Source organism: Burkholderia sp. E168m15, assembly GCF_016586105.1.
Lineage (GTDB): Bacteria > Pseudomonadota > Gammaproteobacteria > Burkholderiales > Burkholderiaceae > Burkholderia > Burkholderia orbicola.
In genome coordinates this window covers 42696-67526 of the sequence record NZ_BCPO01000017.1, presented here as the reverse complement: position 1 = coordinate 67526, position 24831 = coordinate 42696, and the positions used below count along the sequence as shown (strand labels likewise).

At 65.5% G+C, this 24831-nt stretch carries 25 protein-coding genes; 12 read left to right on the top strand and 13 right to left on the bottom strand.

From position 1 onward, the window contains the following. From JMF86_RS02620 to JMF86_RS02590, 7 genes are all read left to right on the top strand, one after another. Positions 1-200 (top strand): biotin/lipoyl-containing protein (locus JMF86_RS02620; RefSeq protein ID WP_201316691.1); only part of this gene is annotated, 200 nt, incomplete at its 5' end. Between the two features lie 87 nt (positions 201-287). After that, complete coding sequence (accC, locus tag JMF86_RS02615; RefSeq protein ID WP_011544530.1) at positions 288-1655, top strand: acetyl-CoA carboxylase biotin carboxylase subunit; 1368 nt, start codon at positions 288-290, stop codon at positions 1653-1655. A gap of 2 nt (positions 1656-1657) precedes the next feature. Further along, positions 1658-2560, top strand: coding sequence for a 50S ribosomal protein L11 methyltransferase (prmA, locus tag JMF86_RS02610; protein ID WP_175808969.1), 903 nt, complete (start codon positions 1658-1660; stop codon positions 2558-2560). A 45-nt stretch (positions 2561-2605) separates the two neighbouring features. Next, positions 2606-4000 carry a zinc-ribbon and DUF3426 domain-containing protein gene (locus JMF86_RS02605; RefSeq protein WP_175808968.1) on the top strand — a complete coding sequence of 465 codons (1395 nt, stop codon included), beginning with the start codon at positions 2606-2608 and terminating at the stop codon, positions 3998-4000. A gap of 71 nt (positions 4001-4071) precedes the next feature. Then, positions 4072-4575 carry a thiol peroxidase gene (gene tpx / locus JMF86_RS02600; protein ID WP_006476975.1) on the top strand — a complete coding sequence of 168 codons (504 nt, stop codon included), beginning with the start codon at positions 4072-4074 and terminating at the stop codon, positions 4573-4575. Positions 4576-4660: 85 nt separating this feature from the next. Next, positions 4661-5599, top strand: coding sequence for a carbohydrate kinase family protein (locus JMF86_RS02595; protein WP_006476976.1), 939 nt, complete (start codon positions 4661-4663; stop codon positions 5597-5599). A 19-nt stretch (positions 5600-5618) separates the two neighbouring features. Beyond that, a complete protein-coding gene (locus JMF86_RS02590; protein ID WP_006476977.1) occupies positions 5619-6092 on the top strand; it encodes a glycine zipper 2TM domain-containing protein in 474 nt (157 codons plus the stop codon). 241 nt (positions 6093-6333) lie between these two features. Here the strand turns inward: JMF86_RS02590 and JMF86_RS02585 are convergent, their stop codons facing one another. The 7 genes from JMF86_RS02585 to JMF86_RS02555 form a co-directional block, all read right to left on the bottom strand. Beyond that, positions 6334-6981 (bottom strand): histone H1-like DNA-binding protein, encoded by a 648-nt coding sequence (locus tag JMF86_RS02585; RefSeq protein ID WP_011544526.1) that lies wholly within the window; start codon positions 6979-6981, stop codon positions 6334-6336. Positions 6982-7009: 28 nt separating this feature from the next. Continuing rightward, positions 7010-7336, bottom strand: a complete 327-nt coding sequence (locus JMF86_RS02580; protein WP_011544525.1) for a hypothetical protein — start codon at positions 7334-7336, stop codon at positions 7010-7012. Positions 7337-7418: 82 nt separating this feature from the next. Then, positions 7419-8630 (bottom strand): ribonucleotide-diphosphate reductase subunit beta, encoded by a 1212-nt coding sequence (locus tag JMF86_RS02575; RefSeq protein ID WP_012327871.1) that lies wholly within the window; start codon positions 8628-8630, stop codon positions 7419-7421. 365 nt (positions 8631-8995) lie between these two features. Beyond that, positions 8996-11998, bottom strand: a complete 3003-nt coding sequence (locus tag JMF86_RS02570; protein WP_077179097.1) for a ribonucleoside-diphosphate reductase subunit alpha — start codon at positions 11996-11998, stop codon at positions 8996-8998. Between the two features lie 452 nt (positions 11999-12450). Further along, entirely contained in the window at positions 12451-13041 is a 591-nt protein-coding gene (ampD, locus tag JMF86_RS02565) for a 1,6-anhydro-N-acetylmuramyl-L-alanine amidase AmpD (RefSeq protein WP_069232154.1), read from the bottom strand. After that, a complete protein-coding gene (locus JMF86_RS02560) occupies positions 13038-13358 on the bottom strand; it encodes a PP0621 family protein (protein WP_077179096.1) in 321 nt (106 codons plus the stop codon). The genes ampD and JMF86_RS02560 overlap by 4 nt, the downstream gene beginning before the upstream one ends. Before the next feature lie 13 nt (positions 13359-13371). Further along, positions 13372-14265 carry an inner membrane protein YpjD gene (locus JMF86_RS02555; protein WP_012327868.1) on the bottom strand — a complete coding sequence of 298 codons (894 nt, stop codon included), beginning with the start codon at positions 14263-14265 and terminating at the stop codon, positions 13372-13374. A 90-nt stretch (positions 14266-14355) separates the two neighbouring features. Between JMF86_RS02555 and ffh the strand changes: the two genes are divergently transcribed. Together ffh and JMF86_RS02545 are read left to right on the top strand one after the other, a co-directional pair. Continuing rightward, a complete protein-coding gene (ffh, locus tag JMF86_RS02550) occupies positions 14356-15723 on the top strand; it encodes a signal recognition particle protein (protein ID WP_006476982.1) in 1368 nt (455 codons plus the stop codon). A gap of 94 nt (positions 15724-15817) precedes the next feature. Beyond that, positions 15818-16369: a hypoxanthine-guanine phosphoribosyltransferase gene (locus JMF86_RS02545; protein ID WP_006489240.1), complete on the top strand. Its 552-nt coding sequence runs from the start codon at positions 15818-15820 to the stop codon at positions 16367-16369. Between the two features lie 82 nt (positions 16370-16451). On the opposite strand, the gene JMF86_RS02540 is transcribed toward JMF86_RS02545, so the two are convergent. After that, positions 16452-17054 (bottom strand): MarC family protein, encoded by a 603-nt coding sequence (locus JMF86_RS02540; protein WP_011694138.1) that lies wholly within the window; start codon positions 17052-17054, stop codon positions 16452-16454. Between the two features lie 21 nt (positions 17055-17075). Then, positions 17076-18812: a proline--tRNA ligase gene (locus tag JMF86_RS02535; protein ID WP_200094978.1), complete on the bottom strand. Its 1737-nt coding sequence runs from the start codon at positions 18810-18812 to the stop codon at positions 17076-17078. Positions 18813-19040: 228 nt separating this feature from the next. On the opposite strand from JMF86_RS02535, the gene JMF86_RS02530 reads away from it, so the two are divergent. Continuing rightward, on the top strand, positions 19041-19685 hold the full coding sequence (locus tag JMF86_RS02530) for an RNA pyrophosphohydrolase (protein ID WP_006476994.1): 645 nt from the start codon (positions 19041-19043) through the stop codon (positions 19683-19685). Positions 19686-19698: 13 nt separating this feature from the next. Continuing rightward, positions 19699-20307, top strand: coding sequence for a CNP1-like family protein (locus tag JMF86_RS02525; RefSeq protein WP_011544517.1), 609 nt, complete (start codon positions 19699-19701; stop codon positions 20305-20307). A gap of 94 nt (positions 20308-20401) precedes the next feature. On the opposite strand, the gene proB is transcribed toward JMF86_RS02525, so the two are convergent. From proB to rplU, 4 genes are all read right to left on the bottom strand, one after another. After that, positions 20402-21520, bottom strand: coding sequence for a glutamate 5-kinase (gene proB, locus JMF86_RS02520; protein ID WP_006476997.1), 1119 nt, complete (start codon positions 21518-21520; stop codon positions 20402-20404). An 89-nt stretch (positions 21521-21609) separates the two neighbouring features. Next, complete coding sequence (obgE, locus tag JMF86_RS02515; RefSeq protein WP_006476998.1) at positions 21610-22722, bottom strand: Obg family GTPase CgtA; 1113 nt, start codon at positions 22720-22722, stop codon at positions 21610-21612. 187 nt (positions 22723-22909) lie between these two features. Further along, positions 22910-23173 (bottom strand): 50S ribosomal protein L27, encoded by a 264-nt coding sequence (rpmA, locus tag JMF86_RS02510; protein ID WP_006476999.1) that lies wholly within the window; start codon positions 23171-23173, stop codon positions 22910-22912. A 24-nt stretch (positions 23174-23197) separates the two neighbouring features. Beyond that, positions 23198-23509, bottom strand: coding sequence for a 50S ribosomal protein L21 (gene rplU, locus JMF86_RS02505; protein WP_006025184.1), 312 nt, complete (start codon positions 23507-23509; stop codon positions 23198-23200). A 210-nt stretch (positions 23510-23719) separates the two neighbouring features. Between rplU and JMF86_RS02500 the strand changes: the two genes are divergently transcribed. After that, entirely contained in the window at positions 23720-24715 is a 996-nt protein-coding gene (locus JMF86_RS02500) for a polyprenyl synthetase family protein (protein WP_011544516.1), read from the top strand. Positions 24716-24831 lie beyond the last annotated feature (116 nt).

Below are 24831 nucleotides of genomic sequence, written 5' to 3'. Positions count from 1 at the left end.
TCTACCGCGCGCCGTCGCCGGGCGCCGATCCGTTCGTGCAGGCCGGCGACACGGTCAAGGAAGGCCAGACGATCTGCATCATCGAAGCGATGAAGCTGCTCAACGAGATCGAGTCGGACAAGGCCGGCGTGATCAAGGAAATCCTCGTCGAGAACGGCCAGGCCGTCGAATACGGCCAGCCGCTTTTCGTGATCGGCTAAGCCCGCCGCGCGGCCCTGCCGGCCGCGCGCCGCCGAGATGCTCGCCAGGCGCCGTTCGCGCGCCCCTCGAAGAGACGAATACTCGCTATGTTTGAAAAAATCCTCATTGCCAACCGCGGTGAAATCGCGCTGCGCATCCAGCGCGCGTGCCGCGAACTCGGCGTCAAGACGGTGGTCGTCTACTCGGAAGCCGACAAGGAAGCCAAGTACGTGCGCCTCGCGGACGAGGCCGTCTGTATCGGCCCGGCCCCGTCGAACCTGAGCTACCTGAACATGCCGGCGCTGATCAGCGCCGCGGAAGTCACCGATGCCGAGGCGATCCACCCCGGCTACGGCTTCCTGTCCGAGAACGCCGATTTCGCGGAGCGCGTCGAGCAATCGGGCTTCACGTTCATCGGCCCGCGCCCGGAAACGATCCGCATGATGGGTGACAAGGTCACCGCGAAGCAGACGATGATCAAGACCGGCGTGCCGTGCGTGCCGGGCTCGGAAGGCGCGTTGCCGGACGATCCGAAGGAGATCGTCAAGATTGCGCGCACGATCGGCTATCCGGTCATCATCAAGGCGGCAGGCGGCGGCGGCGGGCGCGGGATGCGCGTCGTGCACACCGAGGCCGCGCTCGTCAACGCGGTCAACATGACCCGCGAGGAAGCCGGCCGTGCGTTCGGCAACCCGCAGGTGTACATGGAGAAGTTCCTCGAGAACCCGCGCCACATCGAAATCCAGGTGCTGTCGGACGCGTACAAGAACGCGATCTGGCTCGGCGAGCGCGACTGCTCGATGCAGCGCCGTCACCAGAAGGTGATCGAGGAAGCGCCGGCGCCCGGCATTCCGCGTCGCCTGATCGACCGCATCGGCGACCGCTGCGCGGACGCATGCAAGAAGATGGGCTACCTCGGCGCGGGCACGTTCGAATTCCTGTACGAGAACGGCGAGTTCTACTTCATCGAGATGAACACGCGCGTGCAGGTCGAGCACCCGGTATCCGAACTGATCACGGGCGTCGACATCGTGCAGGAACAGATCCGCATCGCGGCCGGCGAAAAGCTCACGCTGCGCCAGCGCGACATCCAGTTCCGCGGACATGCGATCGAATGCCGGATCAACGCCGAAGATCCGTTCAAGTTCACGCCGTCGCCGGGCCGGATCACGTCGTGGCATACGCCGGGCGGCCCCGGCGTGCGCGTCGATTCGCACGCCTACAATGGCTATTTCGTGCCGCCGAACTATGATTCGATGATCGGCAAGCTGATCACCTACGGCGCGACGCGCGAGCAGGCGATCAGCCGGATGCGCATCGCGCTGTCGGAAATGGTCGTCGAAGGCATCCAGACCAACATCCCGCTGCACCGCGAGCTGATGATCGACGCGAAATTCGTCGAAGGCGGCACCAGCATCCACTACCTCGAAAACCGGCTCGCGCAGAAGCAGCAGGTCGCACCGGAAGAAGCGTAAGCATGAGTTATCGCGAACTCGTCGTCGAACTGGCCCGCGAGCATGCGGAGGCCCTGTCCGACGCACTGCTCGATCTCGGCGCGCTGTCGGTGTCCGTCGAGGATGCCGACGCCGACACGCCCGACGAACAGCCGCTCTTCGGCGAGCCGGGCCTCGTGCCCGATCGCACCGCGTGGCAGCACTCGCGCGTGGTCGCGCTGCTGTCGGCCGACCATGAGCCGGCCGTGCTGCTCGCGGCGGCCGCGAACGAGATCGGCCTCGCGGAGACGCCGAAGTTCGTCGTGCGTGAAGTCGAGGAGCAGGACTGGGTGCGGCTCACGCAGTCGCAGTTCGAACCGATTCCGATCGGCGAGCGGATCTGGGTCGTGCCGTCGTGGCACGATGCGCCCGATCCCGATGCGCTCGTCCTCGAACTCGACCCCGGCCTCGCGTTCGGTACCGGCAGCCACCCCACGACCCGTCTGTGCATGGAGTGGCTCGAGCAGTCGGTGAAGCCCGGCCAGTCGGTGCTCGACTACGGCTGCGGCTCGGGCATTCTCGCGATCCTCGCGAAGAAATGCGGGGCGAACCCCGTGATCGGCATCGACATCGATCCTCAGGCGGTCGAATCGGCGCGCCAGAACAGCGAACGCAATCGGGCGGAAGTCACGTACGGGCTGCCCGATGCGTGCCCGGAAGGCGAATTCGACATCGTCGTCGCGAACATCCTGTCGAACCCGCTGAAGCTGATGGCATCGATGCTCGCGTCGAAGGTCAAGTCGGGCGGGCGCATCGCGCTGTCGGGCGTGCTCGCTCGTCAGGCGGACGAAGTGGCGGCCGTTTATGCACGCTACGTCGACATCTCGGTCTGGCGCGAACACGAAGGTTGGGTATGCCTTGCCGGAACCCGCCGCGAAAGCCATTAGAATAGCGCTGTCCTTCACTCTGGCCAGCAGGCCGCCCGGCTCGACATGCTTCTTGCGACGCGCTGCCCTCATTGCGAAACCGTCTTCCGGCTGCAGCAGGAACAGCTCTCGCTGCATCAGGGGCTCGTGCGCTGCGGGCACTGCCACGAAGTCTTCAACGCCGCCGAATCGCTCGTTCCCGAGTACGCGCAGCAGCCCGAACCGGCGCTGACCGAACCGGCTGCCGCGCCGGATAGCAGCGACACGCACCAGCAGGCCGCGCCGGCCCGGTTGTTCGCCACCGACACGCCGGCCGAATTGCCGACCGGCACCGATTACAAGCCGGAAGGCTGGGACATGTGGGCGCCGTGGCTCGACGCCGGCGTCGATCCGTCGCTGCAGCACAGCGTCGAGACCGTGCGCACCGAGCCGCTGATACCGCTCGCGCTCCCGTCCACGGAAGCCGGCGTCGTTCATCTGTCGGGTACGCCCGCGCCATTCGCGTCCTCTCCAGCCGAACTCGATTCGTCGACTGCCGTCGAGCAACCGACGGAACCGCATTCGCCGCAGGCGCAACACGCACCGCACGAAGCCGAAGAAACCGCACCCTCGCCCTCGCCCGCGCCGCTCGAGCGCGACCCGCGCGAGCCTCGCTTCGTCGCCCACCTTCCGTCGGAAACCGAAACCGCCACCGAGCCGGCCGAACCCGTCGTCCCCGCGCACTTCGCCGCGCCGGACGACGAACGCGCGCCGCGCGAACCGCGTTTTGCGTTCACGCCTGCGCCGGCCGTCACCGAAGCCGAAACCGCATCGGAACCCGGCACCTTCGCCCGACACGACGAAGCTCGGGCCGCAGCGGCAGCCGATGAACCGGCCGCCCAGCCTGTCGTCCAACCGGCCGTCCCATTCCCCGCCGCACTGTCCGACGACGATCGTCCGCACTTCGCCGTCACGCGCGAGACGCGCGCGCCGCAGCGACGCGGGATGCTCGGCGGCTTTTTCGGCGGTCTCGTCGCGGCCGCGCTGGTCGGATTGCTCGCCGCGCAACTGGCGTGGTGGCAACGCGAAACGCTGATGATCTACTGGCCCGTCACGCAAGGCTGGTTCCGGCAGGCCTGCGCGCCGCTCGGCTGCACGGTCACGCCGCCGCGCGCGATCGACGGGCTGCGGCTCGACGCGACCGACCTGCGCCAGCTCGACGGCCCGCGCGAGCTCGAACTGAAGGTGCCGCTGACGAACCGCTACCGCGTCGCGCTCGCGTATCCGTCGGTCGAACTCACGCTGCTCGACGACACCAATCACGTCACCGTGCGCCGCGTGCTCGCGCCGCGCGATTACGTACGCCCGGGCACGCCGATCGACGCCGGGCTGCCGCCCGGCACGACGCAGACGATGGTCGTCCGCCTCGAAACGAACGGCACGCCCGCCTCGAATTTCCGCGTCCAGATCTTCTATCCGTGACGCGCCGCGGCGCGCATGCGCGCCCGTCTCAACCCGCGCGCCCGAGCGGCGCGCTATTTCGGAGCACGAACATGAGCAAAGTTACGCTGGGTGGCAACCCGATCGATCTCGCCGGCACGTTCCCGGCCGTCGGCGCGCAAGCCGCCGATTTCAAGCTGGTCGGCAAGGACCTCGCCGACCTGTCGCTCGCCAGCTTCGCCGGCAAGCGCAAGGTGCTGAACATCGTGCCGAGCCTCGACACGCCGACCTGCGCGACGTCGACCCGCAAGTTCAACGAAGCCGCGTCGTCGCTCGACAACACGGTGGTGATCGTCGTGTCCGCCGACCTGCCGTTCGCCGCCACGCGCTTCTGCACGACCGAAGGCCTCGCGAACGTCGTGACGGCATCGACGTTCCGCACCGGCCGCGCGTTCGCGAACGCGTACGGCGTCGACGTGACGAGCGGCCCGCTGAACGGCCTGACCGCCCGCGCAGTGGTCGTGCTCGACGCGCAGGACAAGGTGATCCACGCGGAACTCGTCGGCGAAATCAAGGATGAGCCGAACTACGATGCAGCGCTCGCCGCGCTGAAGTAAGCTTTCTTCCGCTTTCCCCTGCCGCGCCGCGCCCTTCGCGCGGCGTTGTCGCGCAGGGCCCTTCATTTCTACAGGAACGCACACCTTGGCTACGCTGATTTGCGGCTCGATCGCCTACGACTCCATCATGACCTTCGAAGGGCGGTTCCGCGAGCACATCCTGCCCGACCAGGTGCACCTCATCAACCTGAGCTTCCTCGTGCCGACGATGCGCCGCGAGTTCGGCGGCTGCGCGGGCAACATCGGGTACGCGCTGCACCTGCTCGGCGGCGACGCGCGCATCATGGGCACGATGGGCGCGCTGGATGCGCAGCCGTATCTCGACCGGCTCGACCAGCTCGGCCTGCGCCGCGACCACGTTCGCGTGCTGCCCGATACGTACACCGCGCAGGCGATGATCACGACCGATCTCGACAACAACCAGATCGCGGCGTTCCACCCGGGCGCGATGATGCAGTCGCACCTGAACCACGCGGGCGACGCACCGGACATCAAGCTCGCGATCGTCGGCCCGGACGGCTTCGACGGGATGGTGCAGCACGTGGAAGAGCTCGCCAAGGCCGGTGTGCCGTTCGTGTTCGATCCGGGCCAGGGTCTGCCGCTGTTCGACGGTGCGACGCTGCGCCGCAGCATTGAACTTGCGACCTACGTAGCGGTCAACGACTACGAGGCCAAGCTGGTGAGCGACAAGACGGGATGGTCCGAAGATGAAATCGCCAGCCGGGTCGACGCCCTCGTCATCACGCGTGGCGAGCACGGCGCGATCATCCGCCACAAGCAGGGCGCGGAGCAGATTCCGGTCGTGCCGGCCGAGCGTATCGCCGATCCGACCGGCTGCGGCGACGCCTTCCGGGGCGGCCTGCTGTACGGCATCGAGCATGGGCTCGACTGGGCAACCACCGGCCGCCTCGCGAGCCTGATGGGTTCGCTCAAGATCGCCCATCAAGGGCCCCAGACTTACGTACTGACGCGCGCCGAAATCGACGCACGCTTCGAGACTGCATTCGGTTACAGTCTCAAATGAATATTGTGGGAGAGCAAAGATGTTGACGAAAAAAACCCTCACGCTCGCGGCCATGCTGACGGCCACGCTGACCCTCGCCGGCTGCTTCACGGCACCCGGTTCGGCGGATGTCTATAGCGTCGGCCAGGCGCAGCGCGAACAGACGGTCCGCATGGGCACGGTCGAAAGCGTGCGTGCGGTGCGCATTCAGTCCGACGGCGGCGGCAGCGCGATCGGCACGCTCGGCGGCGGCGCACTCGGCGCGGTCGCGGGCAGCGCGATCGGCGGCGGCAAAGGCTCGATCCTGACGGCGATTGCCGGCGGCCTCGTCGGTGCGGTCGCGGGTAACGCGGTCGGCGAAAACCTCAGCACGGCGAACGGTGTCGAAATCACCGTGCGCCTCGACAACGGCGATCTGCGCTCGATCACGCAGGCAGCCAGCGGCGAAGCATTCCGCGCCGGCGAGCGGGTACGCCTGCTGTCGAGCGGCGGCGTCACGCGCGTCACGCACTAACCGATATCCTCAGCACGCGGCGCAAGCCGCGGTCGAACGCATGTGCGAAGCCGCACATGCGTTTTTTTTCGTCCGCTCGCTTTCCTCCGCGCTCGCGTCGGCGAGCTGATCGGCGCCCCTTCGACGACGCGTGCAGACGAAAAAAATCCCGCCACCTGAGCCAGATGGCGGGACTGATTGAGTAGCGCTACTCAACCCACGGACACCACGTGAGTGTCCGGGTGATGCTGCTCAGCCGCGATTACGGACGGCTGCCGGTCGGGAACGGCCATGCTGCTGCCGGGTTGAGCGCGGTCTTCACGCCCGATGCCGGCGCAACCGATGCGGTCGACGCGGTCGTTGCCGGCGCAGCCTTCTTCACGACGGCCTTCTTCGGAGCAGCAGCCTTCTTCGCCGGTGCGGCAGCCTTCTTCGCAGGGGCAGCCTTCTTGGCGGGCGCGGCCTTCTTCGCAGCAGCCTTCTTCGCAGGCGCGGCCTTCTTGGCAGCAGCCTTCTTCGCCGGCGCGGCCTTCTTGGCAGCAGCCTTCTTCGCCGGTGCGGCCTTCTTCGCAGCAACCTTCTTCACTGCGACTTTCTTGGCTGCAACCTTCTTCGCGGCGGCCTTCTTAGCCGGTGCTGCCTTCTTTGCAGCAACCTTCTTCACCGCGACTTTCTTCGCTGCGACCTTCTTGGCTGCAACCTTCTTCGTTGCGACCTTCTTGGCTGCGACCTTCTTTGCAGCGGCCTTCTTCGCCGGTGCTGCCTTCTTCGCGGCAACCTTCTTCACCGCGACCTTCTTCGCAGCAACCTTCTTCACCGCGGCCTTCTTCGCCGGAGCGGCAGCCTTCTTCGCAACGGTCTTCTTGGCAGCAACCTTCTTAGCAGCCGGTTTCTTCTTGGCAGTAGCCATGTTGTTCTCCTTCAGGTTCAGATGAGAGTCAGTTCAAACTACACCCTTCGTCAAAACCCGCTTCCCGCGGACGCTGTTCAGGACGTGCGCTTCGAAGCGGGCTATTCATCGGCGTACGCAGATACCGCGCGCTTACGCTAATGAATACGGTATGGCGCGCGTGACCACTCGGCCTCGCGCGCCAAATCAAGTCGGTAGCCGGCGCACCTCGCGCCGCTACCCCTAATCGCTTGATCAAGCGGACCGCCACACGGCCGTCCGCTTTTTCCGGAGGGAAGTTTGCCCATCCCACTGAAGGGTTCGCAAAGTGCCTGTCGTATCGTTGGGCCGTTAAGGCACCGGGCATGCTTTGCATCAGGCGTTCTTGCTCCTAAACCTTGGGCCGGGGCCGAGAGGCCACCGGCTGCTCCATCATGTAACGGGTTCGCTGCTGCGGGTTATTCCCAGGACAGCGCGCCCCCCGTCTGATACTCGATCACACGCGTCTCGAAGAAGTTGCGCTCCTTCTTCAGGTCGATCATCTCGCTCATCCACGGGAACGGGTTTTCCTCGTTCGGATACAGCGGGTCAAGGCCGATCTGCTGGCAACGGCGGTTGCTGATGAAGCGCAGATAGCTCTTGAACATCGACGCGTTCAAACCCAGCACGCCGCGCGGCATCGTGTCCTCGGCGTAGCGGTATTCGAGTTCGACAGCCTGCTTGAACAGCTCGCGGATCTCGGCGCGGAATTCGGCGGTCCAGAGATGCGGGTTCTCGAGCTTGATCTGGTTGATCAGGTCGATGCCGAAGTTGCAGTGCATCGACTCGTCGCGCAGGATGTACTGATATTGCTCTGCAGCACCCGTCATCTTGTTCTGGCGGCCGAGCGCGAGGATCTGCGTAAACCCGACATAGAAGAACAGGCCTTCCATGATGCAGGCGAACACGATCAGCGACTTCAGCAGCTTCTGATCCGCTTCGAGCGTGCCGGTCTTGAAGGCCGGGTCCGTCAGCGTATGAATGAACGGGATCAGGAATTCGTCCTTCGCGCGGATCGACGTGACCTCGTGGTACGCGTTGAAGATCTCGCCTTCGTCGAGACCGAGCGATTCGACGATGTATTGGTACGCGTGCGTGTGGATCGCTTCCTCGAACGCCTGGCGCAGCAGGAACTGCCGGCACTCGGGCGCCGTGATGTGGCGGTACGTGCCGAGCACGATGTTGTTCGCCGCGAGCGAATCGGCCGTCACGAAGAAGCCGAGGTTGCGCTTCACGATGCGGCGCTCGTCCTCGGTCAGACCGTTCGGGTCCTTCCACAATGCGATGTCGCGGGACATGTTGATTTCCTGCGGCATCCAGTGGTTCGCGCAACCGGCCAGATACTTTTCCCACGCCCACTTGTACTTGAACGGCACCAGCTGATTGACGTCAGTCTGGCCGTTGATGATGCGCTTGTCGGCGACATTGACCCGCGCTTCCGTACCGCCGGCGGGAACAGCCGATGCTTGCGGCGGCACCGCGAGATCGCCTTCGAAAATGTCACGGACCTGATGGGCGGCAGGCGTTGCAGCCTGCATTCCGACAGCCATCCCGGCGGAGGTGCGCATCGCGTTTTGCTGCGCTCCGCTCGCGGGGGTTACGGCAGTCTTCTCGTCATCCCAGTTGAGCATAAATTCTCACCATCAATTTAGAACGGTTTGTACCATCTTTTCCTGAGCGATAAAAGGGTTCGCTCACGAAAAATCCTTTTTTCGATTCGCGTTGCGACCTCGATACAACACTTTGAGCAACGCATCGTCGTTCATGCAGCGCGCGATGTGAGTCGCGCTTGTATCGCGAGGTGCGCTCGACGCATCGAACGCTGATCGAAACGCGACGTCGTCGGGGAGGTTTCGATCGCTTGTCATTGCCTGCAACGCAGGTGTCGCGTTACAGATTCCTTATCATTTTTTTAGTTGAGAGCGGCGCACACTTCAACCTCGATCGGTCGTCGTGTGCGCCGCCCGAGCCTGCTTCTCAGGTCAGGCGCACTGCGTTATTGGCACGCTTCGCACTCGTCGAAGCCGGGGTCGCCCGGACGCATCGTGCACACCGGGCCGTCTGCTTCGACCGGCGCGAGCGCCGCTGCAGCGTTGACCGCGCCCGACGATGCAGCGCCGCCTGCCGCACCGAAGCCGCCCGCTGCGCCTTGCGCGCCGCCGCTGCTCGAGCCGCCGCCTGCACCGCCCGTCGGCACCGCGTTCAGCGCGCCGTGTGCGACCGTCGACTTCTCGACGTGCGTCGCCGCCATCGTGCGGAGGTAGTAGGTCGTCTTCAGGCCGCGCAGCCATGCGAGCTTGTAGACCTCGTCGAGCTTCTTGCCCGATGCGCCGCCCATGTAGATGTTCAGCGACTGCGCCTGGTCGATCCACTTCTGGCGACGCGATGCCGCTTCGACCAGCCACGTCGGGTCGACCTCGAACGCGGTCGCGTAGATCGCGCGCAGGTCGGCCGGGATGCGGTCGATGCGCGACAGCATGCCGTCGAAGTACTTCAGGTCGGCGACCATCACTTCGTCCCACAGGCCGCGTTCCTTCAGGTCGCGGACGAGATACTCGTTCACCACCGTGAATTCGCCCGACAGGTTCGACTTCACGTACAGGTTCTGGAAGGTCGGCTCGATACAGGCCGACACGCCGATGATGTTCGAGATCGTCGCCGTCGGCGCGATCGCGACGCAGTTCGAGTTGCGCATGCCGTGCGTGGCGATCCGCGCACGCAGCGCCGTCCAGTCGAGCGATTCCGACGTGTCGACCTCGACGTAGCCGCCGCGCGCTTCGGCCAGCAGCTTCAGCGTGTCCTGCGGGAGGATGCCGCGATCCCACAGCGAGCCGCGGTAGCTCGAGTAGCGGCCGCGTTCTTCGGCCAGCTCGGTCGACGCGTGGTACGCGTAGTAGCAGACGGCTTCCATCGAACGATCGGCGAACTCGACTGCCTCTTGCGACGCGTACGGCGTACGCAGCAGGTGCAGGCAGTCCTGGAAGCCCATGATGCCCATCCCGACCGGGCGGTGCTTCAGGTTCGAGTTACGCGCCTTCGGCACCGCGTAGTAGTTGATGTCGATCACGTTGTCGAGCATGCGCATCGCGACGCTGATCGTGCGCTTGAGCTTGTCGTGGTCGAGCGCGTAGCTGCCGTCGGCCTGCTTCACCAGGTGGGCGACGAGGTTCACCGAGCCGAGGTTGCACACCGCGATTTCGGTGTCGCTCGTGTTCAGCGTGATTTCCGTGCACAGGTTCGACGAGTGGACGACGCCGACGTGCTGCTGCGGCGAGCGCACGTTGCACGGATCCTTGAACGTGATCCACGGGTGGCCCGTCTCGAACAGCATGCCGAGCATCTTGCGCCACAGCTGCGCCGCCGGGATCTTCTTGAACAGCTTGATCTCGCCGCGCGCGACCTTGTCTTCGTAAGCCGTGTAAGCCTTCTCGAAATCGGCGCCGAACTTGTCGTGCAGGTCCGGGCAGGTCGACGGCGAGAACAGCGTCCAGTCGCCGCCTTCCATCACGCGCTTCATGAACAGGTCGGGAATCCAGTTCGCCGTGTTCATGTCGTGCGTACGGCGACGGTCGTCACCGGTGTTCTTGCGCAGTTCCAGGAACTCCTCGATGTCGAGGTGCCACGATTCGAGGTACGCGCAGACCGCGCCCTTGCGCTTGCCGCCCTGGTTCACCGCGACGGCCGTGTCGTTCACGACCTTCAGGAACGGGACCACGCCTTGCGACTTGCCGTTCGTGCCCTTGATATGCGAGCCGAGTGCGCGCACGCGCGTCCAGTCGTTGCCGAGGCCGCCGGCGAACTTCGACAGCAGCGCGTTTTCCTTCAGCGCTTCATAGATGCCGTCGAGATCGTCCGCGACCGTCGTCAGGTAGCACGACGACAGCTGCGAGCGGTGCGTGCCCGAATTGAACAGCGTCGGCGTCGAGCTCATGAAGTCGAAGCTCGACAGCACGTTGTAGAACTCGATCGCGCGCGTTTCGCGGTCGATCTCGTTCAGCGACAGGCCCATCGCGACGCGCATGAAGAATGCCTGCGGCATTTCGATGCGGGTGCCTTCGACGTGCAGGAAGTAGCGGTCGTACAGCGTCTGCAGGCCGAGGTAGCCGAACTGCAGGTCGCGGCTCGCGTCGAGCGCTTCGCCGAGGCGCTTCAGGTCGAACTGCAGCAGCTTGTCGTCGAGCAGGCCGGCGTCGACGCCGCGCTTCAGGAACTGCGGGAAGTATTCGGCGTAGCGGGTCGACATCTCGGCCTGCACGACTTCCTCGCCGAGGATCTCGCGACGGATCGTGTGCAGCAGGATGCGGGCCGTGACCTGGCTGTACGCCGGATCCTTTTCGATCATCGTGCGCGCAGCGAGGATCGCCGAGTCGTAGACCTGGCTCATCGGCACGCCGTCGTAGAGGTTCTTCACCGTCTCCGCGACGATCGGGTCAGGGTTAACCGCAGCGCCCAGGCCGTCGCATGCCGACACGATCAGCGCGCGCAGCGCGTTCTGGTCGAGCGGGCGCGTGACGCCGTTGTCGACCACGTTGATGCCGGTGGCCGACTCGCCGCCCGCTGCCGCCGCTTCCTCGCCCGCATGCTGGCGCTCGAGGTGACGCTTCTCGCGATACAGCACGTACGCACGCGCGACGTTGTGCTCGCCGCCGCGCATCAGCGCGAGTTCGACCTGGTCCTGGATGTCTTCGATATGGAACGTACCGCCGTTCGGGCGGCTGCGCACGAGCGCGCGAACGACGTTGTGCGTCAGTTGCTCGACCTGCTCGCGTACGCGCGCCGATGCCGCGCCCTGCCCGCCATTGACGGCCAGGAAAGCCTTGGTCACCGCGATCGCGATCTTCGAAGGTTCGAACGACACCACGCTGCCGTTGCGGCGGATCACCTTGTAGTCGGCGAACGTGGCCTGCGGCGCGAGCGCCTTCGCGCCCTGTTCGGTCCCGCCGAGCGGACGGCTCGAGGCGCTCTCGTACTGGGACGTCGCGTTGTCGGTGGTTTGCATGTGCAAAGCTCCTGGTGTTGGATGGTGCGGAGAGAACCGCGGATTAAAACGAACGCTGCGCAATGCGGTGCGCGAGCGGTAAGAGGCGAGCGATGCGCCGGGGAAGCCGGTTCGGTCGATGCGCGACAACCCAGCCGGTCGTGTGCTTCGTCATGTATACCCTGCCCCGTCGATGTTCGCTGCGCTGATCGCGACGCCCGGACCGCCCGGCCTGACGCGCCGCCCTGAGAACCCTGTCCGCCGGCGTTGCCCGCCGGCCGGTGCCGCTCGGGTTTTCCCCTGCGACACACACTATATCTAGTACAGAACTACTCAACTGGCACCAAGTATAGTGGACATTCGGAGGACGTCCAAACGGATAATTTGCGATAGAGGTCTTGACATCGCTCACGCGCAGACACGGCAAGGCATTGGTCGGAGAAAAAACTTTCTCCGATCAAAAAACCCCGCGATCAGTGCTGACGGAAAGGAAAGTATTCGGCGGAAAAACCGGCATCGCTCGCGAAGCGTTGCCAATCGAAATGCGGGCCCGGGTCGGTCTTGCGGCCCGGCGCGACGTCCGAGTGCCCAGCGAACGCGTCGACCGGGTAGCGCGCGGCGAGCGCGCGGGAGAGCGCGGCGAGCACCGCGTATTGGGCATCGTCGAACGGCACGTCGTCCGCGCCCTCGAGCTCGATGCCGATCGAGAAGTCGTTGCAGCGCGTGCGGCCGAAGAACTCGGACGAGCCCGCATGCCACGCGCGCTCGTCGCACGACACGAACTGCACGAGCTCGCCGCCGCGGCGGATCAGGAAATGGGCGGACACGCGCACGCCGCGCAGGTGGCTCTGGTAATAGGGGTGCGCATCGCAGTCGAGGCGATTCAGGAACAGCGCCTCGATCGCGTCGCCACCGAATTCGCCGGGCGGCAGGCTGATGTTGTGAACGATCACGAGCGTCGGCACCGCTCCCGCGGGCCGCGCCTCGAAGTTCGGCGACGGCGCATGGCGCGCTTCGCGCACCCAGCCGTTCGCGTCAACCGACAACACCGCCGCGTCGCTCATCGTGCGTCGCGACCGTTCACGCGCGCGGCGTGGCGCTGCGCATGCTCGGCGCTGCAGAAGTATTCGCCGCTCGCGGCAATCGCGTCGCCCTTCGGCGCATGCACGCCGCATTCGGCGCAGCGCACCATCGGCTCGGGCAGCGACCGCGCGTCGCCGTTCGGGCGCGCGGCCCCCGCACCGGCGCCAGCGCCGGGCGCCCCGTCGTAACCGGCGCCGCGGCCGGCGCGCGCCTGCGCCTGTTCCTGCGCGTGACGCAGCTTGCGCGCGAGCCACGAACCCGCGAAGAAGAGAAGGATCAGGAGAAGAATCTGTCGCATCGGAAACCTGCGGTCAAACCACGGAGCGGTGCAGCAGCACCTCGAAAACGAACCGGCTGCCGACGTACGCGAGCAGCAGCGCGGCGAACGACACGAGCACCCAGCGCGCGGCGCCGCGCCCGCGCCAGCCCGACGTCTTGCGGGCCACCAGCAGGCCGCCGAACATCAGCCACGACAGGATCGCGAACACCGTCTTGTGGTCGAGCCGCAGTGCGCGCGCATCGACCTGCTCGCTGAACAGGATGCCCGACGCGAGGGTGAGCGTCAGCAGCACGAAGCCGGCGCCGATCAGGCGGAACAGCAGCTTCTCGAGCGTGAGCAGCGGCGGCAGCGTTTCGAGCCAGCTCGCGATCCAGCCGGTCGAGCCGTCGCGCCCGCCGCTCCGCAGCGACTGCAGGCGCCGCTCCACCATCAGCATCAGGACCGCGTGCAGCGCGGCGATCGCGAAGAGGCCGTACGCGATGTTCGCGATCAGGAAGTGCAGCTTGAACAGCGGTGCCGCGGCATAAGGCAGCACCCGCACGCCGCCGAACACGAGCGGCAGCAGCGACGCGCCGCACGCGAGCGGCAGCACCAGCAGGCGCAGGCTGTCGAGCGGGAAGAAAAAGCTCTCGATCCAGTAGATGCCGGCGCCGAGCCAGAACATCGCGGACAGGGCGAACGCGAAGCCGAACACCATCGCGTCGTTTGGAAAGATGGTCATGTGCAGCAGCACGCCGTGCGCGAGCAGCGCGGCGAACAGCAGCGCGCGGCCGGCCCCGCTCATCCCGGACGCGGCGGACGCGGGAACCGGCACGGCCGGCACGCTCGCGACGAGCGGCGTCGCGCCCTGACGGTGCGTACGCCAGCCTGCGACGGCGAGGCCGCCGTACAGGAATGCGGTGAGGGCATACAGTACAATATCCATGTTCGAAGTTTACACTAGGCCCCCTTCCCGCGACGGCTCCCTTTTGTTCGGTTCCGCCGCGCCTTCGGGCCCCACTGTCCAACGCTCCCCATGCTCGACAATCTCACTCAACGGATGGCGCGCGTCGTCAAGACGCTGCGCGGCGAAGCCCGGCTCACCGAGGCGAACACGCAGGAGATGCTCCGCGAGGTGCGTCTCGCGCTGCTGGAAGCCGACGTGTCGCTGCCGGTCGTCCGCGAATTCATCGCCAAGGTCAAGGAAAAGGCGCTCGGCGAAGAAGTGATCAGCAGCCTGTCGCCGGGCCAGGCGCTCGTCGGCGTGGTCCAGAAGGAACTGACCGCCGTGATCGGCGGCGACTACGAAGGCAAGGCCGCCGAGCTGAACCTCGCGGTCACGCCGCCCGCCGTGATCCTGATGGCCGGCCTGCAGGGCGCCGGCAAGACCACGACCGTCGGCAAGCTCGCGAAGCTGCTGCGCGAGAAGTACAAGAAGAAGGTGCTGACCGTGTCGTGCGACGTGTATCGCCCGGCCGCGATCATGCAGCTGAAAACGGTGACCGAGCAGGTCGGCGCCGACTTCTTCCCGTCCACGCCGGACCAGAAGCCCGTCGACATCGCACTCGCCGCCGTCGACTGGGCGAAGCGCCACTACCATGACGTGCTGCTCGTCGACACGGCCGGCCGCCTCGGCATCGACGAGGCGATGATGCAGGAAATCGCCGCGCTGCACGGCACGCTGAAGCCGGCCGAAACGCTGTTCGTCGTCGACGCGATGCTCGGCCAGGACGCGGTCAACACCGCGAAGGCGTTCAACGACACGCTGCCGCTCACCGGCGTCGTGCTGACCAAGCTCGACGGCGATTCGCGCGGCGGCGCCGCGCTGTCGGTGCGCCACGTCACGGGCAAGCCGATCAAGTTCGTCGGCGTCGCCGAGAAGCTCGACGGCCTCGAGGTGTTCCACCCCGACCGGATGGCGAACCGGATCCTCGGCATGGGCGACATCCTCGCGCTCGTCGAGGAAGCGCAGCGCGGCGTCGATGTCCAGGCCGCGCAGAAGCTCGCCGACAAGGTCAAGAAAGGCGGCGATTTCGACCTGAACGATTTCCGCGCGCAGATCTCGCAGATGAAGAACATGGGCGGCCTGTCGTCGCTGATGGACAAACTCCCCGCGCAGTTCCAGCAGGCGGCGGCCGGCGCCGACATGGGCCAGGCCGAAAAGTCGATCCGCCGGATGGAAGGCATCATCAGCTCGATGACGCCCGCCGAGCGCGCGAAACCCGAAATCATCAAGGCGACGCGCAAGCGCCGCATCGCAGCCGGCGCGGGCGTGCCGGTGCAGGAAGTCAACCGGATGCTGAACCAGTACGACCAGATGCGTACGATGATGAAGAAGCTGAAGGGCGGCAACATGCAGAAGATGATGCGCGGCCTGAAGGGCATGATGCCCGGCATGCGCTGATTTCGTCCGTCGGCCGGCGCGCGGGTTTTTGCCGTAGCGCGCGCCTGCCGTTCTGCTTCATCCTTATTTGTATACCGACTGCCCGCCAGAACACATGAACCGCGAAGAAGCCCTCCACATTTTCGACCACTCCGAAGAGATCGTCTCGGCCGACGCCGTCAACGCGTCGATCTCGAAGATGGCCGACGCGATCCGCGCCGAAATCGGCGACGCGTTCCCGCTCGTTCTCTCGGTGATGGGCGGCGCCGCGGTGTTTACCGGGATGCTGCTGCCGCATCTCGATTTCCCGCTCGAATTCGACTACATCCACCTGACCCGCTACCGCAACACGACGCAGGGCAGCCCGGAGATGCACTGGCGCGTCGCGCCGCGCGAATCGGTGAAGGACCGCATCGTGCTCGTACTCGACGACATCCTCGACGAAGGCGAGACGATGGCCGCGATCCGCGACCGCATCCTCGACATGGGCGCGCAGCGCTTCATGTCGGCCGTGCTGTGCGAGAAGACGCTCGCGAAGGCGAAACCGCTGCACCCGGACTTCTGCGGCTTCTCGGTGCCGGACCGCTACGTGTTCGGCTGCGGGATGGACGCGAAGGGCTACTGGCGCAACCTGCCGACGATCCGCGCGCTGACCGCGAACGTCTGATCGCCGCCCGGCCTGCTATATAAATGGAAAGCGGCGCTCCGGTTGCCCGGAGCGCCGCTTTTTTTCGTGCGTGCCGCCTGCGTTATAACTGGTGCACGAACGCGCGGATGCCCGCCAGCAGCATCTCGACCGAGATCGCCACCAGCACGAGGCCCATCAGCCGCTCGAACGCGGCGACCGTCCGCTCGCCGAGCCACTGCTGAATCCGCTCGGCCAGCACCAGCGTGATCGCGCAGACGATCATCGTGACCGTCAGCGCGCCGACCCACTCGAGCATCTTGCCGGGCGCCTGCGACGTCATCAGCATCACCGTCGCGAGCGCGGACGGCCCGGCCAGCGCCGGAATCGCGAGCGGCACGATGAACGGCTCGCCGCCCGCACGGGGATCGCTGCCGAGCGCGCCGTCCGGATGCGGGAAGATCATCCGCAGCGCGATCAGGAACAGCACGATCCCGCCGCCGAGCCGCAGCGACAGGTCGGTGAGGCTCATCATCCGCAGGAAGCGGTCGCCGACCAGCATGAAGAACAGTAGGATCACGAACGCGATCCCCACTTCGCGCAGGATCAGCTTCACGCGCCGCTCGCGCGGCACATCCCGCATCGCCGAAATGAACAGCGGGATGTTGCCGAGCGGATCCGTGATCAGCACGAGGAGCACGGTGGCCGACAGGAACGTGTATTCCATCGTGTCGCCCGGTCGCCGCGCTTAGTGCGCGAGCGCGGCGCGGATCTTCTCCGCGACCGCCGCCGCGGCCGTGTCGGCCGGCAGCAGCGTCGCTTCGGCATCGCGGCGGCCCTGGTACTCGATCTTGCCTTCCTTCAGGCCGCGCTCGCCGATCACCAGACGATGCGGCACGCCGATCAGTTCCCAGTCGGCGAACATCACGCCCGGGCGCTCGCCGCGATCGTCGAGGATCACGTCGATACCGGCCGCGACGAGTTCCGCGTACAGCTTGTCGGCCGTCTCGCGCACCATGTCGCTGCGGTCATAGCCCATCGGGCACAGCACGACCTCGAACGGTGCAATCGACTCGGGCCAGATGATCCCCTTGTCGTCGAAGTTCTGTTCGATCGCCGCGCCGAGAATGCGCGTGATGCCGACGCCGTAGCAGCCCATCAGCATCGGCTGCGGCTTGCCCGACTCGTCGAGGAAGGTCGCGCCCATCGCTTCCGAGTACTTGGTGCCGAGCTGGAACACATGGCCGACTTCGATGCCGCGGCAGATGTCGATCACGCCCTTGCCGTCCGGCGACGGGTCGCCCTTCTTCACGTTGCGCACGTCGGCGACTTCCGGCTCCGGCAGGTCGCGGCCCCAGTTCACGCCGGCGATGTGATAGTCGACCTCGTTCGCGCCGACGACGAAGTCGCTCATGTTCGCGACCGTGCGGTCCGCGATCACCTTCACGGGCTTCTTCGTGCCGACCGGGCCGAGGTAGCCCGGCGGCGTGCCGAACCACTCGACGATTTCCTGCTCGGTCGCGAAGCGGTGGTTCTTCAGGCCCGGCAGCTTCGCCACCTTGATCTCGTTCAGGTCGTGGTCGCCGCGCAGCATCACGAGCCAGATGGTCGGCTCGGCGCCTTCGTTGTCGGTCGCGAGCACGATCGACTTGATCGTGCGCTCGAGCGGGATCGACAGCAGTTCGGCCACGGCCTCGCACTTCGCCTTGCCGGGCGTCGCGACCTTTTCCATCGCTTCGGCGGGCACCGCGCGCTCGGCAATCAGCGGCAGCGCTTCGGCCGCCTCGACGTTCGCCGCGAATTCGGACGTCGGGCAGTAGGCGATCGCGTCCTCGCCGGTGTCGGCGATCACGTGGAATTCGTGCGAGAAGTTGCCGCCGATCGAGCCGCTGTCGGCCGCCACCGCGCGAAACTCGAGGCCGAGGCGCGTGAAGATGCGCACGTACGCGTCGTACATCTTGCGGTACGACTCGTTCAGGCCGGCCGCATCCTTGTCGAACGAATACGCGTCCTTCATGATGAATTCGCGGCCGCGCATCACGCCGAAGCGCGGACGGATCTCGTCGCGGAACTTCGTCTGGATCTGGTAGAAATTCACCGGCATCTGCCGGTAGCTCTTGATCTGGTTGCGCGCGATGTCGGTGACGACTTCCTCGTGCGTCGGCCCGATCACGAAATCGTTGTCCTTGCGGTCCTTGAAGCGCAGCAGCTCGGGGCCGTACTGTTCCCAGCGGCCCGACTCCTGCCACAGCTCGGCCGGCTGCACGGCCGGCATCAGCAGCTCGATGGCGCCCGCCCGGTTCATTTCCTCGCGCACGATCGCCTCGACCTTGCGAATCGAACGCAGGCCGACCGGCAGGTAGTTGTAGATGCCGCCGGCGACGCGACGGATCATGCCGGCGCGGACCATCAGCTTGTGGCTGACGATCTCTGCGTCGGCGGGTGCCTCTTTCAGGGTGCCGATAAAGAAACGGGAAGCTTTCATGCGGACGGTTCCAAAAACGGCGCCCCCAGGCGGGGCGCCCGAAAAAGTTTCAAGGTGAAAAAGCTGCGCGCGGCGAACAACGAGGGACGACGATGGCGCAGACGACGTAGCAGACTAATCAGGGACAATTCAGCCGGCGTACCCCGCGCGGATTCGCTCCGTCACGGTGCGCAGCGCCCGTTATCTGTTTATAATCAAAGCAATTTTAAAGGATTCGAAGGTGGTTGTATGCTGGATCGTGAAGGCTTTCGCCCGAACGTCGGCATCATCCTCTTGAACGCGCGCAACGAGGTGTTTTGGGGCAAGCGGCTCCGCGAGCATTCCTGGCAGTTTCCTCAAGGTGGGATCAAGTATGGCGAGACCCCCATGCAGGCGATGTACCGGGAACTGCACGAGGAAACGGGCCTGCATCCGGAACACGTCAAGATAATCGGCCGCACTCGCGACTGGTTGCGTTACGAGGTGCCTGACAAGTTCATCAAACGCGAAGTACGCGGTCATTACCGCGGCCAGAAGCAGATCTGGTTCCTGCTGCGGATGGTCGGACGCGATTGCGACATTTGCTTGCGCGCGACCGACCACCCGGAGTTCGATGCGTGGCGCTGGAACGAGTACTGGGTGCCGCTCGATGCGGTGATCGAGTTCAAGCGGGATGTCTATCAGTTGGCGCTGACGGAACTGTCGCGCTTCCTGCGCCGCCCGGCGCAGCGAGCCGAGAAGCCGCGCGGGCCGCGTGTGTCGCGCTATCCGCGCGTCATTGGCGCACAGGCCCAGACGCTGACGATTGTCGACACATCGGTAGTCTGTTCGGAGATCGAAGTGGAAGCGAGCACGCTCGACGAGATGCCGCCCCACGTGATCGTCGGCAAATGACGAGTCGGACTGCATGACCGGGCGCGACCTTGGTGTCGCGCCCTTTTTTTACGAGGAATGCATATTGAAAGCGATTGCTCTCGCGCTCGCATCGATCGCCGCGATGGCCGCCCTGGCCGGCTGCGCGAACTCGAAAGCGCCGTCCAACAAGGACGACAGCGAGTTCGTGTACCTGCTCGATCGTCAGGGAACCTGGAAGGAAAACGCCGTCGACACGCTGCCGCCGCTGCCGCAAACGGGCGATCTGCTGCCGTTCAACGTGTCGCAGAACACGCCGCTCAAGTTCTTCGTCGATGCGAAGTCGCTCGAGGTCGGCACCGACGGCGTCGTGCGTTACGCAGTCGTCATCACGAGCCCGGCCGGTGCACGCAACGTGAACTACGAAGGCATCCGCTGCGACACCTACGAATGGCGCCAGTACGCCGGCCTGAACTCCGACCACAACGGCTGGGATCGCACGGTGGAAAACGACTGGCGGCGCATCGAGAACGGCGAGCTCAACGCCTACCACTCCGCGCTCTACCAGGACTACTTCTGCTCGAACAAGATGCCGCAGGGCTCGACCCGGCAGATTCTCGAAAACATCCGGTTCCACCGCACCGCGATGACGCAGTTGCGCTGACGGCACGCGACGCGGGCCGCCCGCATCGTCCGCCGCACAAAAAAGCCCGCATCGCGCGGGCTTTTTCATTTGAACGACGAAACCCGGCCGGCGATTACACCAGCACGAGGTTGTCGCGATGAATCAGTTCGGGCTCCAGCATGTAGCCAAGCACGGTCTCGATCTCGCCGCTCGGCTTGCGGTGAATCAGCTTCGTTTCCGCGCTGCTGTAGTTCGTGAGCCCGCGCGCCACCTCGCGCCCGTCCGGGCCGACGCACGCGATCACTTCGCCGCGCGCGAACGCGCCCTGCACGTCGATCACGCCGATCGGCAGCAGGCTCTTGCCGCCGGCCGTCAGCTTCTCGACCGCGCCCGCATCGATCACGACGTGGCCGCGCACCTGCAGATGGTCGGCCATCCATTGCTTGCGTGCCGCCATCCGCGCGGTACGTGCGATCAGTTGCGTGCCGATCGCCTCGCCGGCCGCCAGCCGGACGAGCACGTCGGCCTCGCGGCCACTCGCGATCACGGTATTCGCGCCGCTGTGGGCCGCCCGCTTCGCCGCGAGGATCTTCGTCAGCATCCCGCCGCGGCCGAGACTCGAACCGGCCCCGCCCGCCATCGCCTCGAGCTCCGGTGCGCCCGCATTGGCCTCGCCGACGAGCGTCGCGTTCGGGTCCTTGCGCGGATCGGCCGTGAACAGCCCCGACTGGTCGGTGAGGATGATCAGCGCATCGCCTTCGATCAGATTCGCGACGAGTGCGCCGAGCGTGTCGTTGTCGCCGAACTTGATTTCGTCGGTGACGACCGTGTCGTTCTCGTTGATGATCGGCACGACGCCGAGCCGCAGCAGCGTGAGCAGCGTCGAACGCGCGTTCAGGTAGCGCTCGCGATCCGCCAGATCGGCGTGCGTGAGCAGAATCTGCGCGGTGCGGATGCCGTGCTCGGTGAAGCGGCTCTCGTAGACTTGCGCGAGCCCCATCTGCCCGACCGCGGCGGCGGCTTGCAGCTCGTCGATTTCCCGCGGCCGCTTGCTCCAGCCGAGCCGCTGCATGCCTTCGGCAATCGCGCCCGAACTGACGAGCACGACTTCCTTGCCCTGCGCACGCAGCGCAGCGATCTGGGCTGCCCAGCGGCCGATTGCAGCATGATCGAGCCCCTTGCCGTCGTTGGTCACGAGGCTCGAGCCCACTTTCACCACCAATCGCTTCGAATCCGCGATGATCGAACGCATCCTGCACTGTCTCCTGTATCTGATGCATGCCCGGCCGGGCGCGATTGAACGCCAACGCCGGGCGGCACGCCCGGCGCGTTAGCGAACGTTCAGGCGTCGTCGCCCGGCGTCGCACCGCCCTTCGCCGGCGGCGCATCGCGGAAACGCACGTCGGCTGCGAGATCCTCCGCCTCCGCCGCGCGATGCGCGTCCGAATGTTCGGAGAGGTAGTCGTAGATCGCGTAGCACAGCGCTTCGCAGCCCTGGCCCGTCAGTGCCGAGATCTCGAACACGGGGCCGTCCCAGCCGAAGCGGTCAAGGAAATCCGCGACGCGCGCCTCGCGCTCGTCTTCCGGCACCATGTCCAGCTTGTTGAGCACGAGCCAGCGCGGCTTCTCGTAGAGCGCCTCGTCGTACTTGCGCAGTTCGCCGACGATCGCCGTCGCTTCCGCGACCGGATCGACGCTTTCGTCGAACGGCGCGAGATCGACCAGATGCAGCAGCACGCCGGTGCGCTGCAGGTGACGCAGGAATTGATGCCCGAGGCCCGCGCCTTCGGCCGCCCCTTCGATCAGCCCCGGGATATCGGCGATCACGAAGCTCTTGCTCGGGCCGACACGCACCACGCCGAGATTCGGCGCGAGCGTCGTGAACGGGTAGTCGGCGATCTTCGGCTTCGCGTTCGACACCGACGAGATGAAGGTCGACTTGCCCGCGTTCGGCATGCCGAGCAGGCCGACGTCGGCGAGCACCTTCAGCTCGAGTTTCAGCATGCGCCGCTCGCCCGGCTTGCCGTCCGTCTTCTGGCGCGGCGCGCGGTTCGTGCTCGACTTGAAATGCAGGTTGCCGAGACCGCCGGCGCCGCCCTGAGCGAGCATTACCTGCTGGTCGTGCTCGGTCAGGTCGGCGATCAGCTCGCCCGTATCCATGTCGCTGATGATCGTGCCGACCGGCATGCGCAGCGTGACATCGTCGCCGCCCTTGCCGTAGCAATCCGAGCCGCGGCCGTTCTCGCCGTTGCGCGCGAGGTGCTTCTTCGCGTAACGGTAGTCGATCAGCGTGTTGATGTTGCGGTCGGCGATCGCGTAAACGCTACCGCCCCGGCCGCCGTCGCCACCGTCCGGCCCGCCGAACGGGACGAATTTCTCGCGGCGCATCGACGCGCTGCCATCGCCTCCGTCGCCGGCGATGACTTCGATTCGTGCTTCGTCAATGAACTTCATTCGTCACTCCGCCCAGTATTTCCGCTATTGTGCCGCGCGCCGGCACGCTTGAACAATCTGCCGTTCGGCCGATCGTACGCCGGTTGCGCGAGGGTCGCCGGCCCGCACTTGCGGGCGGCGACCCAATAAAAAAAGGCCCCGCGAAGACTGCGGGGCCTTTCGGCTACGAAGCCCGTGGGTGCCTGACTTAGGCAGCCGCCGGGACGACGATGACCAGATGTTTCTTGTCCGCGCCCTTCGTCGCGAACTTGACGTGACCGTCGACCAGCGCGAACAGGGTGTGATCCTTGCCCATGCCGACGTTCTCGCCTGCGTGCATGCGCGTACCGCGCTGACGCACGATGATGCCGCCGGCATTGATTGCCTGGCCGCCGTACACTTTCACGCCGAGACGTTTCGACTCGGAGTCGCGGCCGTTCCGGGAAGAGCCGCCTGCCTTTTTGTGTGCCATCTGATTGCTCCTTTACCGAGGCGCTTACGCGTTGATCGCGTCGATGCGCAGCTCAGTGTAGTTCTGGCGGTGGCCGCCGTGCTTTTGGTAGTGCTTCCGGCGACGCATCTTGAAGATGGTGACCTTGGCATGACGACCGTGCGACACAACGGTGGCCTTGACGGAAGCCCCACTGACCAGCGGCGTACCGAACTTAATCGATTCGCCTTCGCCCACTGCGAGAACCTGGTCGAGCGTGATTTCAGCGTCAATGTCAGCCGGTATCTGTTCTACTTTGAGTTTTTCGCCAACGGCAACCTTGTACTGCTTGCCGCCGGTTTTTATGACCGCGTACATTGAGAACCTCACTCTGGATCCAATTTTTCCGCACACCACGCGCGGAAAACACGTGATTATACATGGGGTTAGCACCGAAGTCAAAACCGATCGACGATTACCGCGCGCGGGCCTCTGCCGGACGGCCAAAATCGCGCCGCCGGCACGTCTGACAGACCGGCATATCGCGGATTCGACTTATAATCCGCCGCATCACCCAATTCCATCATCATGTCGTCGTCCACCGCCTCCCCCACCCTCAGCGCCGCCCACCTGCTCGCCCCGATCACCAGCGACATGGAGCAGGTGAATCGCGTTATCCGGCAAAGCCTCGCGTCCGACGTGCTGCTGATCAACCAGATCGCCGAGTACATCATCGGCGCGGGCGGCAAGCGGCTGCGTCCGGCGTTGCTGCTGCTCGTCGCCGGCGCGCTCGGCGAAACGTCGCACCAGCGGCACGTGCTGGCCGCCGTCGTCGAGTTCATCCACACGGCCACGCTGCTGCATGACGACGTCGTCGACGAATCCGAACTGCGCCGCGGCCGCCAGACCGCCAATGCGCTGTTCGGCAACGCGGCAAGCGTGCTGGTAGGCGATTACCTCTACTCGCGCTCGTTCGAGATGATGGTCGGCGTCGGCAAGATGCGCGTGATGGAGATCCTGTCCGAAGCGACGACGATCATTTCCGAAGGCGAGGTGCTGCAGCTCCTCAACATGCACGACGCGGACGTCGACGAAACGCGCTACATGCAGGTGATCCGCTACAAGACGGCAAAGCTGTTCGAGGCGTCGGCGCGCCTGGGCGCGGTGCTCGCGGGCGCCGATGCGCCGACCGAGGCCGCCGCCGCCGAATACGGCCGCCGGATCGGCACCGCATTCCAGATCATGGACGACTGGCTCGACTATGCCGGCACCGCCGAGGCGATGGGCAAGAATGCCGGCGACGACCTGCGCGAAGGCAAGCCGACACTGCCGCTCATCTATCTGATCGAACGCGGCACGCCCGAACAGTCGGCGCTCGCACGCGAGGCGATCGAACAGGGCGGCACCGATCGCTTCGACACGATTTTCGAAGCGATCACGCGCTCGGGCGCGCTCGACCACACGCTCGAATGCGCACGTCAGGAAGCGCAGGCGGCGGCAGCGGCGATTGCCGCGTTCCCCGATTCGATCTACAAGGAAAGCCTGCTCGGGTTGTGCTCGTACTCGACGTCGCGGCAGTCATGAACACGCCGCGAACGGGAAGCGATGCTCTGTCTCGAAAATTTTCTTCGTCAAAGTATTCCCTTTTAGAAAAAACATCGTTATAGTTACGTTCTTGCTTGAGACGACGCAGAAATCTT

Coding starts and splice junctions, on each gene's coding strand:
- proB (WP_006476997.1), bottom strand. CDS start 21,520: ATGCGTTCGATCATCGCGGATTCGAAGCGATTGGTGGTGAAAGTGGGC.
- JMF86_RS02580 (WP_011544525.1), bottom strand. CDS start 7,336: ATGCAAAGCATGCCCGGTGCCTTAACGGCCCAACGATACGACAGGCAC.
- JMF86_RS02585 (WP_011544526.1), bottom strand. CDS start 6,981: ATGGCTACTGCCAAGAAGAAACCGGCTGCTAAGAAGGTTGCTGCCAAG.
- rplU (WP_006025184.1), bottom strand. CDS start 23,509: ATGTACGCGGTCATAAAAACCGGCGGCAAGCAGTACAAGGTTGCCGTT.
- JMF86_RS02605 (WP_175808968.1), top strand. CDS start 2,606: ATGCTTCTTGCGACGCGCTGCCCTCATTGCGAAACCGTCTTCCGGCTG.
- JMF86_RS02535 (WP_200094978.1), bottom strand. CDS start 18,812: ATGAAAGCTTCCCGTTTCTTTATCGGCACCCTGAAAGAGGCACCCGCC.
- JMF86_RS02540 (WP_011694138.1), bottom strand. CDS start 17,054: ATGGAATACACGTTCCTGTCGGCCACCGTGCTCCTCGTGCTGATCACG.
- ffh (WP_006476982.1), top strand. CDS start 14,356: ATGCTCGACAATCTCACTCAACGGATGGCGCGCGTCGTCAAGACGCTG.
- ampD (WP_069232154.1), bottom strand. CDS start 13,041: ATGAGCGACGCGGCGGTGTTGTCGGTTGACGCGAACGGCTGGGTGCGC.
- accC (WP_011544530.1), top strand. CDS start 288: ATGTTTGAAAAAATCCTCATTGCCAACCGCGGTGAAATCGCGCTGCGC.
- JMF86_RS02525 (WP_011544517.1), top strand. CDS start 19,699: ATGACCGGGCGCGACCTTGGTGTCGCGCCCTTTTTTTACGAGGAATGC.
- JMF86_RS02530 (WP_006476994.1), top strand. CDS start 19,041: ATGCTGGATCGTGAAGGCTTTCGCCCGAACGTCGGCATCATCCTCTTG.
- JMF86_RS02575 (WP_012327871.1), bottom strand. CDS start 8,630: ATGCTCAACTGGGATGACGAGAAGACTGCCGTAACCCCCGCGAGCGGA.
- obgE (WP_006476998.1), bottom strand. CDS start 22,722: ATGAAGTTCATTGACGAAGCACGAATCGAAGTCATCGCCGGCGACGGA.
- JMF86_RS02590 (WP_006476977.1), top strand. CDS start 5,619: ATGTTGACGAAAAAAACCCTCACGCTCGCGGCCATGCTGACGGCCACG.
- JMF86_RS02560 (WP_077179096.1), bottom strand. CDS start 13,358: ATGCGACAGATTCTTCTCCTGATCCTTCTCTTCTTCGCGGGTTCGTGG.
- rpmA (WP_006476999.1), bottom strand. CDS start 23,173: ATGGCACACAAAAAGGCAGGCGGCTCTTCCCGGAACGGCCGCGACTCC.
- JMF86_RS02570 (WP_077179097.1), bottom strand. CDS start 11,998: ATGCAAACCACCGACAACGCGACGTCCCAGTACGAGAGCGCCTCGAGC.
- JMF86_RS02545 (WP_006489240.1), top strand. CDS start 15,818: ATGAACCGCGAAGAAGCCCTCCACATTTTCGACCACTCCGAAGAGATC.
- tpx (WP_006476975.1), top strand. CDS start 4,072: ATGAGCAAAGTTACGCTGGGTGGCAACCCGATCGATCTCGCCGGCACG.
- JMF86_RS02555 (WP_012327868.1), bottom strand. CDS start 14,265: ATGGATATTGTACTGTATGCCCTCACCGCATTCCTGTACGGCGGCCTC.
- JMF86_RS02500 (WP_011544516.1), top strand. CDS start 23,720: ATGTCGTCGTCCACCGCCTCCCCCACCCTCAGCGCCGCCCACCTGCTC.
- prmA (WP_175808969.1), top strand. CDS start 1,658: ATGAGTTATCGCGAACTCGTCGTCGAACTGGCCCGCGAGCATGCGGAG.